A 15,839-nucleotide genomic window follows, 5' to 3' on the forward strand; every position below is an offset into this window, starting at 1 on the left:
GGGGCCCCGAGTGTGCCAAACCCGCGCGGGGTTCAGCCGCCGCCGCCGCCGCTGCTGCTGCCCAGCCGGCCCATGCGGTGGGCCAGCTCCACGGCCGATTGCACCTGCAGCTTCTCGAAGATGTTGGCGCGGTGGAATTCCACCGTGCGCTGGGTGATGCCCAGGTGGTCGGCGATGTTCTTGTTGTAGTGGCCCGCCAGCAGCTCGGTCAGCACCTCGCGCTCGCGTGCGCTCAGCGCCGCCAGCGCCTGCTGGAACCGCAACCGGTCCTGCGATTCGGTGTGCAGCGTCACGGCGGCCTGGCGCGCGGCCTCCACCTTGTCCACCAGCAGGTTGTTCTGGAACGGTTTTTCCAGGAAGTCCCAGGCGCCGTTCTTCACCGCGGCCACGGCCATGCTGACGTCGCCGTGGCCGGTGAGGAACAGCACCGGCCAGGGCCAGGGCAGGGCCTTGAGCTGTTCGAAGGTGGCCAGGCCCGAGAGCGGTTCCATGCGGATGTCGAGCAGCACCACGCAGCAGTCGTTGGGCACTTCGCCGCTGCGCAGGGCCTGCAGGAAGGCGTCGCCCCCGGTCCAGCTGCGCGTGGGCAGGCCGCGCGAATCGAGCAGCCAGGCCAGGCCTTCGCGGAAGTCCGTGTCGTCGTCGATGAGGTGGACGGTGGGGTTCATTGCAAGGGTAGCCACAGGGTGAATTCTGCGCCGTCCAGCGCGGCGCTGCGCTCCACTTCGACGCGTCCGTGGTGCGCCTCGACGATGGAGCGGCAGATCGCCAGGCCCATGCCCATGCCGCCGGGTTTGTGGCTGGCGAAGGCGTCGAAGATCGTGCCCAGCTGCTCCGGGGGCACGCCCGGGCCGCTGTCGGCCACGCGCACGCCCACCATGCCGTCGCTGCTCACCAGGTCCACCCGCACGCGCGCTGGCGTGCGCCCGCTGCGCGGCGCCCACTCGCCGGCGTTGAGCACCAGGTTGTGCAGCGCGTTTTCGAGCAGCAGCGCATCGGCCGGCACGGTGGGGCCGTCGCCCGGTGGCAGCTGCAGATCGAGCGCCACGCCCTCGGGCAACGGCGCACCCGCGGCCACCCGCGCCACGAAGGGCCGCAGTGCCAGGGGCTGGCGGGTCATGTCCTGGCGGCGCGCGAACGCGTTGACGCGCTGGATCACGCGGCCGGCCTTTTCGGCCATGCGTTCCATGCGCTCGACCACCGGCACGATGTCGTCGAACGCGATGCGCTGCTCGCGCATGCGGTTGAGCAGACCGTTGGCAAAGCTGCTGAGCGCGCCCAGCGGCTGGTTGAGCTCGTGTGCCAGGGTGGACGCCACTTCGCCCATGGCCACCAGCCGGCCCGAGGCTTCGAGCAATTCCTGCTGGCGCGCGGCCAGGCGCTCGATCCGCCGGCGCTCGGTGATGTCCAGCACCGACCCCACCCAGCCCACCACCTCGCCGCTGGCCAGCGCCAGCGGGGCGCTGTGCACCAGCACGTCGAGCCGGTGGCCGTCGCGGTGCTGCAGCTGCAGCTCGGTGCCGGCCTGTGCCGCGGCGTCGTCCGCGTGTCGGCGCATCTGTTCGAATTCATCCCCTTGCTCGCTCGGCCAGTACGGTGGAGCGCCGGTCTGTGCGGTCAGTTCCTGGGGCGTCCAGCCCACCAGGCGGCCGAAGGCGGGGTTGGCGTAGCGCAGGTGGCCGGCCCGGTCCCAGGCGCGCAGGCCCAGCGCGACCGAGCGCTCCATGGCGGTGCGCAGCGCCAGCTGGGTCTGCAGCCGCGCCTCGGCGCGCTGGCGGCGCTGGATGTCGCGCCACAGCGCCACCAGCGTCAGCAACATGCCGGCCAGGCAGACCAGCGCCACCGCGAAAAAGGCGCGCGGCGCCAGCGGCGCCTGGCTGCCCTGCGACTCCACCCACAGCCCCAGCTGCGCACCGGGCAGATTGATGGGCGCGAGAAAGCGCGCCCCGTTCCCCGCCGGTGCCAGCGGTGTGGTTTCGTCGTCCAGCACCAGGCGGTGGTCTTGCAGGAACCAGGCCGGGATGAACGCCGTCAACACGGCGTCGACCGGCACCATCGCCACGGCGGCGCCCACGAAGCGGCCCTGCTCGAACAGTGGCACGGCCAGCCAGAGCTGGCGGCCCGGGCCGCCGTCGGCGCGTGCCAGCGGCCCGGCGTAGGCCGGGCGCTGCAGGCCGCGCGTGGTGTCGAGCATGGTGGCCAGGGCGGCGGCGTTGTGGGGCTGGCGCGCGGCCTCCTTCAGAAAGCCGGGCCATTGGTCGCTGGCCTCGGCCTGATCGGCGGGCAACCAGCCATGGGCCTCCACCAGGCCCGCCTCGCGCCACCATGGGCCGGTGAGCGGGGCCGCACTGGTGGCGCTCATCACCTGCCGGGCCTGCAGCGCCATCACACCCAGATCGCCTTCCAGCCGACGGAAGTGGAACTGCAGGGTCTGGTCGAGCCACTCGGCATCGGCCGTGTGGCGGCGGTCTGCTTCACGCGCTTCCTCGCTGCGCAGGAACAGCACCATCGCCACCGCCGACGCGGCCACCAGCAGCAGCAGTGCGCCCAGCCAGGCGACGGCGCGGCGCGTGAGCGCCGAGGCCTGGCGCGTGTCCAGGTCCAGCGTTTGGAAGTCGAGCGTCGGTTCGGTGACCATGGTGGTGGGCTTGCCCGCTAGCATAGCGAGCATGGTCGCCCCCAGGAACAATGCCCCGGCCCGTTCGCCGCGCTGGCTACGCCGTACGCTGCTGGGCGCTGCGTGCGCGGTGGCCGGTGGCGTGAGCTTGGCGGCCAAGCCGGCGGTGCTGCTGCGCTTCTCGCACGTGGTGGCGCCGGACACGCCCAAGGGCCAGATGGCGTTGCGCTTCCAGGCGCTGGTGCACGAACGCAGCGGCGGCCGCATCCGCGTGGAGGTGTTCCCCGACTCGCAGCTCTGGGGCGATGACGACGAGATGGAGGCGCTGCGCCTGGGTGCGGTCGAGATGCTGGCGCCTTCGCTCTCCAAGTTCGGCAACGCGGGTGTGCCCGAGTTCGAGGTGTTCGATCTGCCCTACCTGTTTGCCGATCTGGCGCAGGTGCGGCGCGTGACGCAGGGCGCCGTGGGGCGCGGGTTGCTGCAACGCCTGGGCCGCCAACAGATGCTGGGCCTGGGTTTTCTGGACAACGGTTTCAAGCAGATGAGTGCCACCCGGCCGCTGCGCACGCCGGCCGATTTCCGCGGTCTGCGGGTGCGGGTGCAGGCCTCGCGCGTGCTGGCCGCGCAGATGCGGGCACTGGGTGCGCGACCGGTGGTGCTGCCGTTTGGCGAGACGCAGCGCGCGCTGGCCAGCGGCGTGGTCGATGCCGCGGAAAACCCGCTCTCCAACTTCCTCACCCAGGGCCTGGCGCCCTGGCAGCCGCACGTGACGCTGACGCAGCATGGCTACCTGGGCTACGCGGTGGTGAGCAACCCGCGTTTCTGGGCCAGCCTCTCGCAGGCCGACCACAGGCTGCTCGCCAGCGCGCTGGAAGACGCGCTGGCGCACGGCAACCGGCTTTCGGCCGATCTGGATCGGCAGGCCCTGGCCATGCTGCGGCGCACGCCGGGCGTGATGCTGCACGAACCCAGCGCCGCCGAACGAGCGGCGCTGCGCCAGGCGGTGCAACCGGCCTGGGACGGCCTGCGGCGCAGCCTGGGTCCAGGGCTGCTGAACGACGTGCGGAATGCGCTGATCACCGGCTGACCGCTGGCCGGGACCTCGGCGTACGTAGTACTACGACTGTTGAACGCCACAGTTGGCGTGCCCCGCCGTGGTGCGTATCGTCCCGCCTGTCCCGAACACGGGATGCCGGCCGGCGCCGCCACACGGTGCCTCCACCACGACAAGCCTCTCCTGGAGACAAACCCATGACACCGAGCACCGCGCGCAAGCCGTTTTACAGATCCCTCTACGTCCAGGTCCTGTTCGCCGTCACCGTCGGCGTGCTGCTGGGCCACTTCCACCCCGAACTCGGGGAGCAGATGAAGCCGCTGGGCGACGCCTTCATCAAGCTCATCAAGATGATCATCGCCCCCATCATCTTCTGCACCGTGGTGGTGGGCATCGCCGGCATGGAAGACATGAAGAAGGTCGGCAAGACCGGCGGCCTGGCGCTGCTGTACTTCGAGGTCGTGTCCACGGTGGCGCTGCTCATCGGCCTGCTGGTGGTGAACCTGATCCAGCCCGGCTCGGGCATGCACGTGGACGCCGCCTCGCTCGACACCAAGGCCATCGCGGCCTACACCGAGCCCGGCAAGATGAAGGGCACGGTCGATTTCCTGATGGGCGTGATCCCGAGTTCGGTGGTGGACGCCTTCGCCAAGGGCGACATCCTGCAGGTGCTGCTGTTCTCGGTGCTGTTCGGCTTCGCGCTGCACAAGTTCGGTGGCCGCGGCACCATGGTGTTCGACTTCATCGAGAAGAGCTCGCACGTGCTGTTCGACATCGTCGGCATCATCATGAAGGTGGCGCCCATCGGCGCGTTCGGCGCCATGGCCTTCACCATCGGCAAGTACGGCATCGACTCGCTGTTCTCGCTGGGCAAGCTCATGGGCACCTTCTACCTGACCTGCCTGCTGTTCGTGTTCGTGGTGCTGGGCATCATCAGCCGCCTGCACGGTTTTTCCATCGTGAAGTTCATCCGCTACATCAAGGAAGAGCTGCTGATCGTGCTGGGCACCTCGTCGAGCGAATCGGTGCTGCCGCGCATGATGGAGAAGATGGAAAACCTGGGCGCCAAGAAATCGGTGGTCGGCCTGGTGATCCCCACCGGCTATTCGTTCAACCTGGACGGCACCTCGATCTACCTGACCATGGCCGCGGTGTTCATCGCCCAGGCGACCGACACGCCCATGACGCTGGTGCAGCAGCTGACCCTGCTGGCCGTGCTGCTGCTCACCTCCAAGGGCGCGGCCGGCATCACCGGCAGCGGTTTCATCGTGCTGGCCGCCACGCTCTCGGCCGTGGGTGGTGTGCCGGTGGCCGGCCTGGCGCTGATCCTGGGCATCGACCGCTTCATGAGCGAGGCCCGCGCCCTGACCAACCTGGTGGGCAACGGCGTGGCCACGCTGGTGGTGGCCAAGTGGACCGGCGACCTGGACATGCAGCGTTTGCAACAAGGGCTGGACCAGCCCACGGTGCAGGAGGCGCAGGAACCCGAAGAAATCCTGGACCGGCAAGTGGTTCACATGGCCGTTTCCAAGGCCACAAACTGAGCGCACCCTGCCCATGAAAACGGCCCCCTTGTCCGGGGCCGTTTTTTTGTCACCGTTGGCGTCAAGCCTTGCCGTTGTTGTCGTGCGGGGTGGAGACCAGCACGTCGCACACCGCCTCGGTCAGCACGTGTTGGGTCACGCTGCCCAGCAGCAGCTCTTCGGCGGCCTGGCGGCCGTGTTTGCCGATCGCGATCAGGTCGCAGCCGCGTTCGTTCGCCTGCTGCAGGATGTGCATGGGCGCGTCGCCTTCGGTCAGGCTCAGCGTGAACCGATCGGGCAGCAGGCCGCTGCGGTCCACCAGCGCCTGCAGGTGGTCGCTCGCGTCGATGCGCGCGCGTTCGCGGTAGTGCTCCAGCGTGGCGTCGTCCACGCCGGCGAAGCGCAGTTTTTCCTCGAACGGAATGGAAAAGCTGTGCATCAGGATCAGGTGGGCGCCTGGCGCCACCGCGCCGGCCACCACGATGGCCTGCTCCGACCACGGTGAAAAATCCAGCGGCACCAGCACGCGCTGGTACGGCGCTTCGGCTTCGGTTCGCACCACGAGCAGGGGCCTCTCCGTCTGGTGCAGCAGGCGTTCGGCGGTGGTGCCGATCAACAGGTGGTGCAGCGGGTTGGCACCGCGCGCGCCCACCACCACCAGCCCCGCGCCCAGGGCGCTGGCCTGTGTGCAGATCGCGCGCACCGGCTGGCCGGTGGCCAGGTGCGGCTGCGCGTGCGCGTGGCCCTGGGCTTCCAGGCGCTGCACCTCGTCGAGCAGGCTCTGGCGCGTCTGTTCGGTCATGCGCTCCTGCCACTGTCCGCTGTTGTCCAGCCAGGCGTGCATGCCGACGAACAGGCTGTTGTTGATGACGTGCAGCAGGTGCAGGCCCGCGCCACACTCGCGGGCGATGAGCGCCGCGCGCAGGGTGGCGCGCGCCGAGGCCACCGAAAAGTCGGTGGCGGCAAGGACGGACTCAAGCGGGAGCTGGTGTCGGGCGTTCATGGTGGGGCTTCCTCGGCGCTGGCATAGAGGGGCGGACCGTGGCCGCATTGTCGACGCAAGCCGCGCCGCGTGGGCATGGGATCGACGCACGGTTGCGCGCGCTGGCGTTGCGCCACGGCGGCCGCCCCATGAGCGTGCGGCCGCTGCCGTGCCCCATCCAGGCGTGCGTGCGGCGGGCGGTCAGGCCGAGGGGGTTGGTGCTCCGTGCTCTGTGTCGAGCGGCGAGGCAAGGCCCGCCACCGGCAGTGTGGCGTGGGGCAGGGCCGGCACCGGGGACCGGCCAGCCTGGCCCGCCTGCCAGGCGTTCAGCCAGGCTGGCAGCGTCTTCGACGGGTCGTCGCCCAACCCGCGCACCACGCAACCCCCGGCCGCGCCCGCTTCGGCCACCGCCCGCAGTTGCTCGGGCGCCAGCACGCCGCCAATGCCCACCACGGGCGCGGGGGCCATGTGGGCCCACCAGGCCAGGTTGTCCAGGTCTTGGGGAAGCCAGGGCATGTCCTTGGTGGTGGTGGGCCAGACCGGACCGCAGGCGATCAGGTCGGGCAGCAGCGCCGCGGCACGGCACAGCTCCCACAGGCTGTGCGAGCTCAGGCCGAGCATCACGCCCTGCTCGCGCGCGGCCCGCAGCTGTGCGTGATCGGCGGGCGTGAGCGCCAGCAGATCTTCCTGCCCCAGGTGCAGCGCGCGCGCGCCGGCTCGCAGCGCGAGCTGCCAGTGGTCGTTGATCACCAGCGTGGCGCCAGCCGCTTCGGCGGCGTGGCGGCTGCGGGCGATGGCGTCGTGCAACTGCCGCGACCACATGGCGTCGTCCAAGCCGGTCGGGCGCTTCATGCGCAGCTGGATGGTGGGCACGGTGGGGCGCGCGCGCAGCACGGCCTGCACGCGCTCGGCGCTGTCCACGATGGCGTAGACGCCCGGGTCCCTTGCGCGCTCGCGCTGGCGCCAGGTGGCGGGCGCCAGCGTGTCGAGCGATAGGCGTGGCAGCAGCGTCGGGTCGTTGCCGAAACCCGGCTGCGCGATCACAGGCCCGGCACCCGCGCCAACGGCGCGTGCGTGGCGCAGCGCGTGGGTGGTCGCCATCTTGGCGAGCACAGCGGCGTCCGCCGTCACCCAGCCCAGTGCGAGCGCTGCCGCCAGCGACGAGGCGAAGGTGCAGCCGGTGCCGTGGTGGTTCGGGGTGTCTACGCGCGGCAGGCTCAGCCAGCCGTGCGCGTGGGGCGATTGCAGCCAGTCGTTGGCCAGGGTGTCGCTGGCGTCGCCCCCGGTGATGCAGACGGTGCCCGCGCCCAGTGCCTGCAGACGCGCGGCGAGCGCGGGCGTGTCGGCGGCACGGCTGTCGCTCGGGGCTGGCTCGGTGTCGGCTCCGCCCAGGCCGAGCAGGGCCGAGGCCTCGCGGCGGTTGGGTGTGATCACCGTGGCGCGTGGCAGCAGCTCGCTGCGGTAGGCGGCCAGCAGCTCCTCGCCCGCGAACGCCGCGCCGGTGCTGGCGCGCAGCACCGGATCCACCACCAGGGCCACCGGGCCGCGCTCGCGCAGCCGGTCCACCATCTGCGCCACCACGCGCGCGTTCGCCGCACTGCCCAGCAGGCCGGTCTTGATCACGCGCGGCGGCATGTCGTCGGCCAGCGCGTCCAGCTGGGCTTGCAGCAGCGCGGGCGACATGGTCTCGATGTGTGTCACCGCCGTCGTGCTCTGCGCCGTGACGGCCGCGACGACGGGGCACAGGTGCACGCCAAAGGCGTCGGCCGCGCGCTGGTCGGCCGAGAGGCCGGCGCCACCGCCGCTGTCGGTGCCGGCGATGCTCCAGATCACAGGTGTCATGTGGGTTGTCCTAGGGCGCCGGAGCGCGACCTGTTGCGCATGCCACAACGCAGCCCAGAGGCACCGAGGAACCGGCTTTGCCGGGCCTCAGGTGCCGCCCCCCTCCCGCCACAGGCGAGCGAGGGGGTGACGCGAAGCGGCGCGGGGGGTGATTCACTGAATCAGGAAGGGGTGTCCGCTGACCGGCGTGCTCGCCACGGCCATGTCCTGCGGCGCCATCACACCGGCCTCGAACGCGCCGCGGCCGGCTTCGATCGCCTGGCCGAAGGCGCGCGCCATACGCACTGGGTCCACCGCCTGGCTCACCGCCGAGTTCAGCAGCACGGCGTCAAAGCCCAGCTCCATCGCGGCGGCCGCGTGCGAGGGCGAGCCGATGCCGGCGTCCACCACCAGCGGCACGCCGGGCAGCCGCGCGCGCAGGGTGCGCAGCGCGAACGGGTTGATGAGGCCCTGGCCCGAGCCGATGGGCGCGCCCCAGGGCATCAGCAACTCGCAGCCCGCGTCGAGCAGGCGCTGGCAGGTCACGAGGTCGTCGGTGCAGTAGGGGAAGACCGCGAAACCGTCTTTGGTCAGCTGCGCCGCCGCCTCCACCGTGCCCCAGGGGTCGGGCTGCAGGGTGTGCTCGTCGCCCACCACTTCGAGTTTGATCCAGTGCGTGCCGTACAGCTCGCGCGCCATGTGCGCCAGCGCGATGGCTTCGCGCGCGGTGCGGCAGCCGGCGGTGTTGGGCAGCAGTTGTGCGCCGCGCTCGCGCATCGCCGTGCGGATGATGTCGATGAAGCCGTTGTCGCCCCCGGCCGCCAGCGTGCGCTTGAGGCCCACAGTGACCACCTGCGTGCCGCTGGCGGCAATGCTCTCTGCCAGCACCTGCGGCGAGGGGTAGCCCGCCGTGCCGAGCAGGAAGCGGCTTTGCAGTTCGACGCCGTAGGGCGCCCAGGTCTGAGTTGCGTTGCTCATCGGTCTAGCCTCCAACGATGGCTTGAAAGGTCAGCACGGCGTCGCCAGCTGAAAGACGCGTTTGAGCACGCAGCGATCGCGGCACGAACTCGCCGTTCACAGCCGTGGCCACTTTGTTGACGTCCACGCCTTGTGCATCCAGCAGCGCAGCCAGCGTCAGGCCTTCGGGGCAGGGCAGGGTGTGCTCGTTGAAGCGCAGTTGGGCTTCTTGATGGGTAAGGGTGTCTGGCATGGGCATTCCTTGGGTGAACCTGGGTCAGTGGTTCTGGTGTGACTCAGGCGTTTGCTCAGGCGTGCCCCTCACCCCAGCCCTCTCCCCAGAGGGGCGAGGGAGTGAAGGCCCTTCTGTCGCGAGGGTGGTGTGATGGCGTGAAACCCCCTCTCCCGCTTGCGGGAGAGGGTTGGGGTGAGGGTCTTCGGGTGCGCGAGACGCGACATCCACCTGAGTCAGCGCATCCTCCACCAATGCCGGCGCCAACAGCCAGCCATGCCGAAACAGCCCATTGATGCGCAGCAGGCCGGGTTCCACGTGGGTGTGGGGCTCGTTGTCGGGCAGGGCGGGGCGCAGGTTGGTCTCCAGGTGCACGATGCGCGCCTCGGCCAGCTCGGGGATCACGCTCTGTGCCGCGGCCATCAGCTCCACCGCGCTTTTGAGGCTCACCGGCGAGCGGTCTTCGCTCTCGATCTCGCTGGCGCCGATGACGATGTGGTCGCAGGGGCGCGGCACGATGTAGACGCGGTGGCGCGGGTGCAGCAGGCGCACCGGGCGGTGCAGCGTCACGCCCGGGGCCTGCAGCCACACCACCTCGCCGCGCACGCCACGCACCGGCGCGTCGGGCCGGGCGCCCACGCCGCGCACGTCGATGGCCAGGTCGAAGCGCGGCGACGATCCGTCTTCCAGCCGCAGCTGCCCCGGGGTCACCTCGCGCACCCGGGTGTTCCAGTGCCAGCGCACGCGGGGCGATGCCGCGCACAGCGCCGGCAGCATCTGCAGCGGCAGGATCTGCCCCTCGCCCGGCAGCAGCCAGGCGTGCAGGCGCGGGTCGATGCTGGGTTCCAGCGCGGCCAGGGCCGCGCGGTCCAGGGCCTGCGGCGTGGGCAGCCCGGCGGCCAGGTTCGGCGCGGTCTCCAGGCGCGCGAGCACGCGGCGCGCGGCGCCCAGGTCGCTGCCGTGGGCCAGCAGCAGACTGCCGAGCGCACGGAAGTGGATGTCGGCCGGCTCGGCTGCGCCCGCTGCGGGCGCGCAGGCGGTGCAGGTGCCACAGGCCTCGGGCAAGGCGCTGGCCGCCAAGGGCGCGTGGCTCAGCGCCTGGGCGATCTCGCGCCACAGTGCGATGGAACGCCAGCCGAGTTCGGCGACACGGGGACCGCTGGTTTCCAGCTCGGCGAGCGGGCTGAGCATGCCCGCGGCCGTGAACGCCGCGGCGCCCCGGCCGTCGCTGGTGGCCTGCGGCCCATCGGCCGGGTCGAACACGGTGACCTCGTGTGTGGCGCTCAGCCGCCAGGCCAGCAAGCGGCCCAGCAGGCCGGCCCCTGCAATCCCGATGGACGCCATGGCTCAGCCCTTCGTGGTCAGCGACGACACGGGCACGTAGAACTCGCCACCCACGGCCTTGAACTCCGCGCTCTTCTGCGCCATGCCCTCGCTCAGCGCCTGCTCGTCGCTCACACCCTTGGCGGCGGCGTAGTCGCGCACGTCCTGCGTGATCTTCATGGAGCAGAACTTCGGCCCGCACATGGAGCAGAAGTGCGCCTCTTTCGACGAGTCCTTGGGCAGGGTTTCGTCGTGGTAGTCCTCGGCGGTCTGCGGGTCCAGGCCCAGGGCGAACTGGTCGCGCCAGCGGAATTCAAAACGCGCCTTGCTCATGGCGTCGTCGCGCGCGCGGGCGCCCGGGTGGCCCTTGGCGATGTCGGCCGCGTGGGCCGCGATCTTGTAGGCAATGATGCCCTGCTTCACGTCGTCGCGGTCGGGCAGGCCCAGGTGTTCCTTGGGCGTCACGTAGCAGAGCATGGAGGTGCCCATCCAGCCGATCATGGCCGCGCCCACGGCCGAGGCGATGTGGTCGTAGCCGGGTGCGATGTCGATGGTCAGCGGGCCCAGGGTGTAGAACGGCGCCTCGTGGCAGTGCTTCAGCTGCTCGTCCATGTTGGCCTGGATCAGGTGCATGGGCACGTGGCCGGGGCCCTCGATCATGGTCTGCACGTCGTGCTTCCAGGCCACCTGGGTCAGCTCGCCCAGTGTCTTGAGTTCGGCGAACTGCGCTTCGTCGTTCGCATCCGCACCGCTGCCGGGGCGCAGGCCGTCGCCGAGCGAGAAGCTCACATCGTAGGCCTTCATGATTTCGCAGATCTCGTCGAAGTGCGTGTAGAGGAAGTTCTCCTTGTGGTGCGTGATGCACCACTTGGCCAGGATGGAGCCGCCACGCGAGACGATGCCGGTGCGGCGCTGCGCCGTGAGGTGGATGTAGGCCAGGCGCACGCCGGCGTGGATGGTGAAGTAGTCCACGCCCTGTTCGGCCTGCTCGATCAGCGTGTCGCGGTAGATCGCCCAGGTCAGGTCTTCGGCCACGCCGCCCACTTTTTCCAGCGCCTGGTAGATCGGCACGGTGCCGATGGGCACCGGGCTGTTGCGCACGATCCAGTCGCGCGTGGTGTGGATGTTCTTGCCGGTGGACAGGTCCATCACGTTGTCGGCGCCCCAGCGGATCGCCCACACCAGCTTGTCCACTTCTTCCTCGATGCTGGACGTCACGGCCGAATTGCCGATGTTGGCGTTGATCTTCACGCCGAAGTTGCGCCCGATCGCCATGGGCTCGACCTCGGGGTGGTTGATGTTGGCCGGGATGATGGCGCGGCCGCGCGCCACCTCGTCGCGCACGAACTCGGGCGTGAACACATCGGGAATGCGCGCGCCCATGGGGTTGCCGCGCAGGCGCGCTTCCCGCGCCGGGTCGCCCAGGTACTCGCGCATCCACTCGCGCTTGCCGTTTTCGCGCAGGGCCACGTACTCCATCTCGGGGGTGACGATGCCTTTGCGCGCGTAATGCATCTGCGAGACGTTCATGCCGCTCTTCGCGCGGCGTGGCGTGCGCTGCAGGCCGGCGGCCTCGGCGCGCAGGGCCTCGATGCGTTCGATGGTGGTGCCGTTGTTCTGCGCTTCGTTTTTCACGCCGTCGTCCAGCGCGGCGCGCTGGCGGCCGGTGTAGGTCTCGGTGTCACCACGCGCCGCGATCCAGGCGCCGCGCACATCGGCCAGGCCGGTGCGCACGTCGATGGCGGCGCTCGGGTCGCTGTAGGGGCCGGAGGTGTCGTACACCGTGACCTGCTCACCGTTGCTCAGCGCGATCTCGCGCATGGGCACGCGGATGCTCTCGTTCGAGCCGGGCACGTAGATCTTGCGCGAAGCGGGGAAGGGCTCGCGGCTGAGCGCGAACTGGTCGGCGAAGGGAATCTTGTCGGGGGCGTTCATGGCGGCGGTCTCCTGTGTGGGGCTGTGGATGCTCCGGAGACCGCCCGTCAAAACATGCACCCGGGCCCACTGGTGGCGTGGACGGACCCATCGCGCGAGGGACGGGCCGGGGATGCAGGCCCTGGGGGCTGCGCTCTTCTTTCGCTGGTACTAGCCAGATCAAGTTCACGGGTTCGGTTTTTCAACCATCTCAGCGCTGGACCTTTCGGTCCGTGCACCCCGGAGCAAGGCGCAGTATAGCGGCGCGGGCCCGGTGTGTGGATGGAATGCCCTGTGGGCGGCGGGGTTGGGCGCCTGGTGGACTCCATCTGTGGCCTGGGGGTCCAGACGGGCGCTTTTTCCCCCATACACATTCCGCTCGGATCGGGCTGCCAGTGCACCACCAGCATGCCCCCCGGCGTTGATCGTCGAAGAGAATATGCGGCCGCCCGGGTCGGAGGCGGTATCACCAGAGGGAGGAACGATGAAGCGATTGTTGTGGCTCGGCGGGTTGGTCGCGGTTTTTTATGGACACAGCGAGTGGGCGCTGTCGAAGAGCCGGGCGCTCGGGTGGATCGAGGCGCACGAACAGGCGGTGTTCGCGATGAAGGAGGGCGTCTGTGACGACTTCGCTTTTGATGTGAACGTGAACATCCGCGCGGGTCACCCGAAGGGGGAATGGCAGGTGGATGGCGGCAAGAACTATGTGTGCGATTACGTCCGGGCCTCCAACGCCCACGTCCGGGTGCTCAAGCCGGCCATCGACACCCGCACCGAGCTGGTCAGCCTGGAACGCTCCGATTTCCCCTGGATGACGGCCAAGGTCAAGGTGCGGCAAATCACCACCTTCACGCTGCCGGGCCTGCGCACGCTGAACGAGGTGGGTGAAACCACCTACGTCTTGCGGCGCACCGTCCGGTCGCTGCAGATCGCCGAGATGACGTCTCGCAGCGAGGGCCAGTTTCCCCGTTGACCGTGCACGTGGGCGGCCCGCCTTTTTGCTCTGCGACAATGCGCGGCCGCCCGGGTTGAGGCGGTTTCAAAAAGGGGAAGAGGACATGAGAAAACTGTTTTGGCTCGGCGTGCTGGCGGCTGCGTTCTATGGACACAGCCGCTTTGTCTTTTCTGCGCCGAGCATGATGAGCTGGATGCAGAAGCAGGACCAGATGATGCTGCGAGGCGAGGATGGGATGTGCGACGCCTATGCGGCCGATCTCAAGGTCGACCTGCGTTCGCAGACCGCTCGGGGAGAGTCACAGTTTGTGGGCGGCAAGGAGGAACTGTGCGAGTACCTGAAGGACGCCAGCGCGGCCTTCCGGGCGACCAATGCATCGGTGAACAACAACATGGAACTGGTCAGCATCGAGCCCTCCGGCTTCCCCTGGCTGTCGGCCACGGTCAAGCTGCGGCAGTCCACCACGGTTCGCATGCGGGGCCTGCCCGCCATTACCGAGGTGGCCGAGTCCACCACGGTGGTCCGGCGCACGTTCAACGGCCGGGAGATCGCCAGCATCGACTCCAGCAGCGAGGCGTCGCTGGGCCAATGAGCGCTTGAGGCGGTGCGTCGCGCCAGCCCGCCACTGGGGCGGGGCACCACATGGCCTTGCTCGACGCCTGGACCTCGTTCACGGCCCTGCCTCCCCTTGCCCTCACGCCGAACGCAAGGTCACCTGCGTGTCGCATACGGAAAACGCCAGGAACATCGCCTCCACCTCGCTGGGTGAATGGGGTCTGGCGCTGCCCAGCCACCAGACGAGCAGGTGAAACAGGCTGCCCGCCAGCATGTCGGCGCGGGCGTTGGCCAGGGGCGCTTTTCTGCTGCCGCGCGGCGGCTTGGGCGGGCTGAACAACGAGACCAGCAGGTCCTGGAAGTGCGCTTGTACGGCGTGGCTGGAACGGCGGCCGAGCAAGGCCCTGAACACCTTTTGCTGTTCGTGCACATGGTTCAGCAGGCCTGGCAGAAACGGGAAAGGGCTTGCGGCTTCGCTCCTTGTGTCCAGATGGGAGAGCAGGTGTTCCTGCAGGTCGCTGAAGGCTCCGCGCAGCAGCGCGGTCTTGTCGGTGTAGTGAAGGTAGAACGTGGACCGTCCGATGTCGGCGCGTTCGCAGAGCGTGGCCACGTCGATGTGGTCCCAGCCGACTTCGGGCAGCAGGGCCAACAGGGCGTCGCGCAAGGCCCTGCGCGTGCGGTGCACACGGCGGTCCGCGCGAGGCGCTTGCGCTTTGGTAGCCGGCGTCGCGAGCGTTCTTGTGCCCGATGGCGATCGGGGCGTTGGCTTGGCTTGGGCCGCTGGTTTCTGCACACATTCCCCCGTGTCGTCCATAACTTGACGCCCGAGCCGTGAGCCGTGCGGGCGCCGGGTGGTCTTTCCGATCACGATTGTGGCTTCAATGCTCGTAACTGGACAAGGTGTCCAGTGTGTCCTGACGCCACTTTCACCGGAGTTTCCGCATGATTCGCGTGTTCATCCGCTACCTGGCCTACCCCTGCATCGCCGTGGTGACCATTGCCTATCTCACGCACCAGTTGATGCTTCCCAAGGGGGAGCTGGGTGCCATGCATGGCCTGTTCATTGCCGCGTTGGTGTTGGCGCTTGTGCTGCTGGAGACGTTCTGGCCGATGCAGAAGCGCTGGCAGATGACGGCGCGGCTTTTTTTGCGACGTGATCTTCCGTTCCTGGTCATCGGGGCCGCCACCGTGGGTGTGGGCAACGTGGCGGCGTCGTGGTTGGTTCTGAACATGGGTTGGTTGCAGCCGACCGCGTGGTTGTCGGGTTTGCCGGTGTTGCCGGCGGCCTTGCTGTCGCTGCTGGTCACCGATGGCCTGTGGTACGCGCTGCACCGCGCGAGCCACGAAGGCAAAGGACCACTGGGCCGTTGGCTCTGGCGTGTGCATGCGGCGCACCATCTGCCTCAGCAGGTCTATGTGTTGATGCACGCTGTGGCGCATCCGTTCAACACGGTCATGGTGCGTCTGATATTGACGGTTCCCCCCTGGTTGCTGGGGGTTTCGGTTGAGGCGCTGTTCGTCGCCAATGTGGTCACAGGCGTGCAGGGCCTGGTGTCTCACTTCAACGTGGACAGTCGGGTGGGCGTTTTCAATCACCTGCTCGTGGGCACCGAACTGCACCGCTGGCACCACGCCGTGGGCGTGCAGGGCAACTACGCCGCCGTGTTACCGATGTGGGATCGGTTGTTTGGCACCTATGTGTACCGTCCAGGCGAGGCGCCCGAAGGCCTGGGTGTGGATGAACCCGGAGCGTTGCCCGCAGATACCGAGTGGGTCCGTGTGCTGATGGACCCGATATGGCCGGTACAAGCTGCTGCCGAAGGCGCCCACGACCTCAAGGAGCCCGTCCGGTAGCGACCGACCGTTGAACATCTGACACCCGCTTGCATCCCACCTGGGCCGGCCA

Annotated in this window: 14 protein-coding genes and 1 riboswitch; of the genes, 5 read left to right on the top strand and 9 right to left on the bottom strand. The window is 69.2% G+C overall.

All coding sequences use genetic code 11. The features are described from left to right. Nucleotides 1-32 precede the first annotated feature (32 nt). Nucleotides 33-668: a response regulator transcription factor gene (locus tag KIH07_RS11065; protein WP_226492014.1), complete on the bottom strand. Its 636-nt coding sequence runs from the start codon at nucleotides 666-668 to the stop codon at nucleotides 33-35. Then, nucleotides 665-2,671, bottom strand: a complete 2,007-nt coding sequence (locus KIH07_RS11070) for an ATP-binding protein (protein WP_226492015.1) — start codon at nucleotides 2,669-2,671, stop codon at nucleotides 665-667. Before KIH07_RS11070 ends, KIH07_RS11065 begins: the two co-directional genes overlap by 4 nt. On the opposite strand from KIH07_RS11070, the gene KIH07_RS11075 reads away from it, so the two are divergent. Together KIH07_RS11075 and KIH07_RS11080 are read left to right on the top strand one after the other, a co-directional pair. Further along, a complete protein-coding gene (locus KIH07_RS11075; protein ID WP_226492016.1) occupies nucleotides 2,670-3,704 on the top strand; it encodes a DctP family TRAP transporter solute-binding subunit in 1,035 nt (344 codons plus the stop codon). The two genes, KIH07_RS11070 and KIH07_RS11075, sit on opposite strands and share 2 nt — an antisense overlap. Before the next feature lie 164 nt (nucleotides 3,705-3,868). Next, on the top strand, nucleotides 3,869-5,215 hold the full coding sequence (locus KIH07_RS11080; RefSeq protein ID WP_226492017.1) for a dicarboxylate/amino acid:cation symporter: 1,347 nt from the start codon (nucleotides 3,869-3,871) through the stop codon (nucleotides 5,213-5,215). Nucleotides 5,216-5,276: 61 nt separating this feature from the next. Here KIH07_RS11080 and KIH07_RS11085 read toward each other — a convergent pair whose 3' ends face one another. The 6 genes from KIH07_RS11085 to thiC all read right to left on the bottom strand — a co-directional run bounded on the left by KIH07_RS11085 (nucleotide 5,277) and on the right by thiC (nucleotide 12,444). Then, nucleotides 5,277-6,197, bottom strand: coding sequence for a universal stress protein (locus KIH07_RS11085; RefSeq protein ID WP_226492018.1), 921 nt, complete (start codon nucleotides 6,195-6,197; stop codon nucleotides 5,277-5,279). Between the two features lie 180 nt (nucleotides 6,198-6,377). Then, entirely contained in the window at nucleotides 6,378-8,018 is a 1,641-nt protein-coding gene (thiD, locus tag KIH07_RS11090; RefSeq protein WP_226492019.1) for a bifunctional hydroxymethylpyrimidine kinase/phosphomethylpyrimidine kinase, read from the bottom strand. 153 nt (nucleotides 8,019-8,171) lie between these two features. Continuing rightward, a complete protein-coding gene (locus KIH07_RS11095; RefSeq protein WP_226492020.1) occupies nucleotides 8,172-8,975 on the bottom strand; it encodes a thiazole synthase in 804 nt (267 codons plus the stop codon). A gap of 4 nt (nucleotides 8,976-8,979) precedes the next feature. Then, nucleotides 8,980-9,207: a sulfur carrier protein ThiS gene (gene thiS / locus KIH07_RS11100; RefSeq protein ID WP_226492021.1), complete on the bottom strand. Its 228-nt coding sequence runs from the start codon at nucleotides 9,205-9,207 to the stop codon at nucleotides 8,980-8,982. Nucleotides 9,208-9,231: 24 nt separating this feature from the next. Then, nucleotides 9,232-10,530, bottom strand: a complete 1,299-nt coding sequence (locus KIH07_RS11105; RefSeq protein ID WP_226492022.1) for an FAD-dependent oxidoreductase — start codon at nucleotides 10,528-10,530, stop codon at nucleotides 9,232-9,234. A 3-nt stretch (nucleotides 10,531-10,533) separates the two neighbouring features. Continuing rightward, nucleotides 10,534-12,444, bottom strand: a complete 1,911-nt coding sequence (thiC, locus tag KIH07_RS11110) for a phosphomethylpyrimidine synthase ThiC (protein ID WP_226492023.1) — start codon at nucleotides 12,442-12,444, stop codon at nucleotides 10,534-10,536. Between the two features lie 119 nt (nucleotides 12,445-12,563). After that, a riboswitch (TPP riboswitch) is annotated at nucleotides 12,564-12,676 on the bottom strand. 168 nt (nucleotides 12,677-12,844) lie between these two features. On the opposite strand from thiC, the gene KIH07_RS11115 reads away from it, so the two are divergent. Both KIH07_RS11115 and KIH07_RS11120 read left to right on the top strand, forming a co-directional pair. Beyond that, entirely contained in the window at nucleotides 12,845-13,396 is a 552-nt protein-coding gene (locus tag KIH07_RS11115) for a hypothetical protein (protein WP_226492024.1), read from the top strand. An 85-nt stretch (nucleotides 13,397-13,481) separates the two neighbouring features. After that, nucleotides 13,482-13,970, top strand: coding sequence for a hypothetical protein (locus KIH07_RS11120; RefSeq protein ID WP_226492025.1), 489 nt, complete (start codon nucleotides 13,482-13,484; stop codon nucleotides 13,968-13,970). A gap of 102 nt (nucleotides 13,971-14,072) precedes the next feature. On the opposite strand, the gene KIH07_RS11125 is transcribed toward KIH07_RS11120, so the two are convergent. Next, nucleotides 14,073-14,618: a TetR/AcrR family transcriptional regulator gene (locus KIH07_RS11125; protein WP_226492026.1), complete on the bottom strand. Its 546-nt coding sequence runs from the start codon at nucleotides 14,616-14,618 to the stop codon at nucleotides 14,073-14,075. 257 nt (nucleotides 14,619-14,875) lie between these two features. On the opposite strand from KIH07_RS11125, the gene KIH07_RS11130 reads away from it, so the two are divergent. After that, nucleotides 14,876-15,787 (top strand): sterol desaturase family protein, encoded by a 912-nt coding sequence (locus tag KIH07_RS11130; protein ID WP_226492027.1) that lies wholly within the window; start codon nucleotides 14,876-14,878, stop codon nucleotides 15,785-15,787. Nucleotides 15,788-15,839: the final 52 nt, after the last annotated feature.

The organism is Hydrogenophaga taeniospiralis, from assembly GCF_020510445.1.
In the GTDB taxonomy this organism is placed as follows: Bacteria; Pseudomonadota; Gammaproteobacteria; order Burkholderiales; family Burkholderiaceae_C; genus Hydrogenophaga.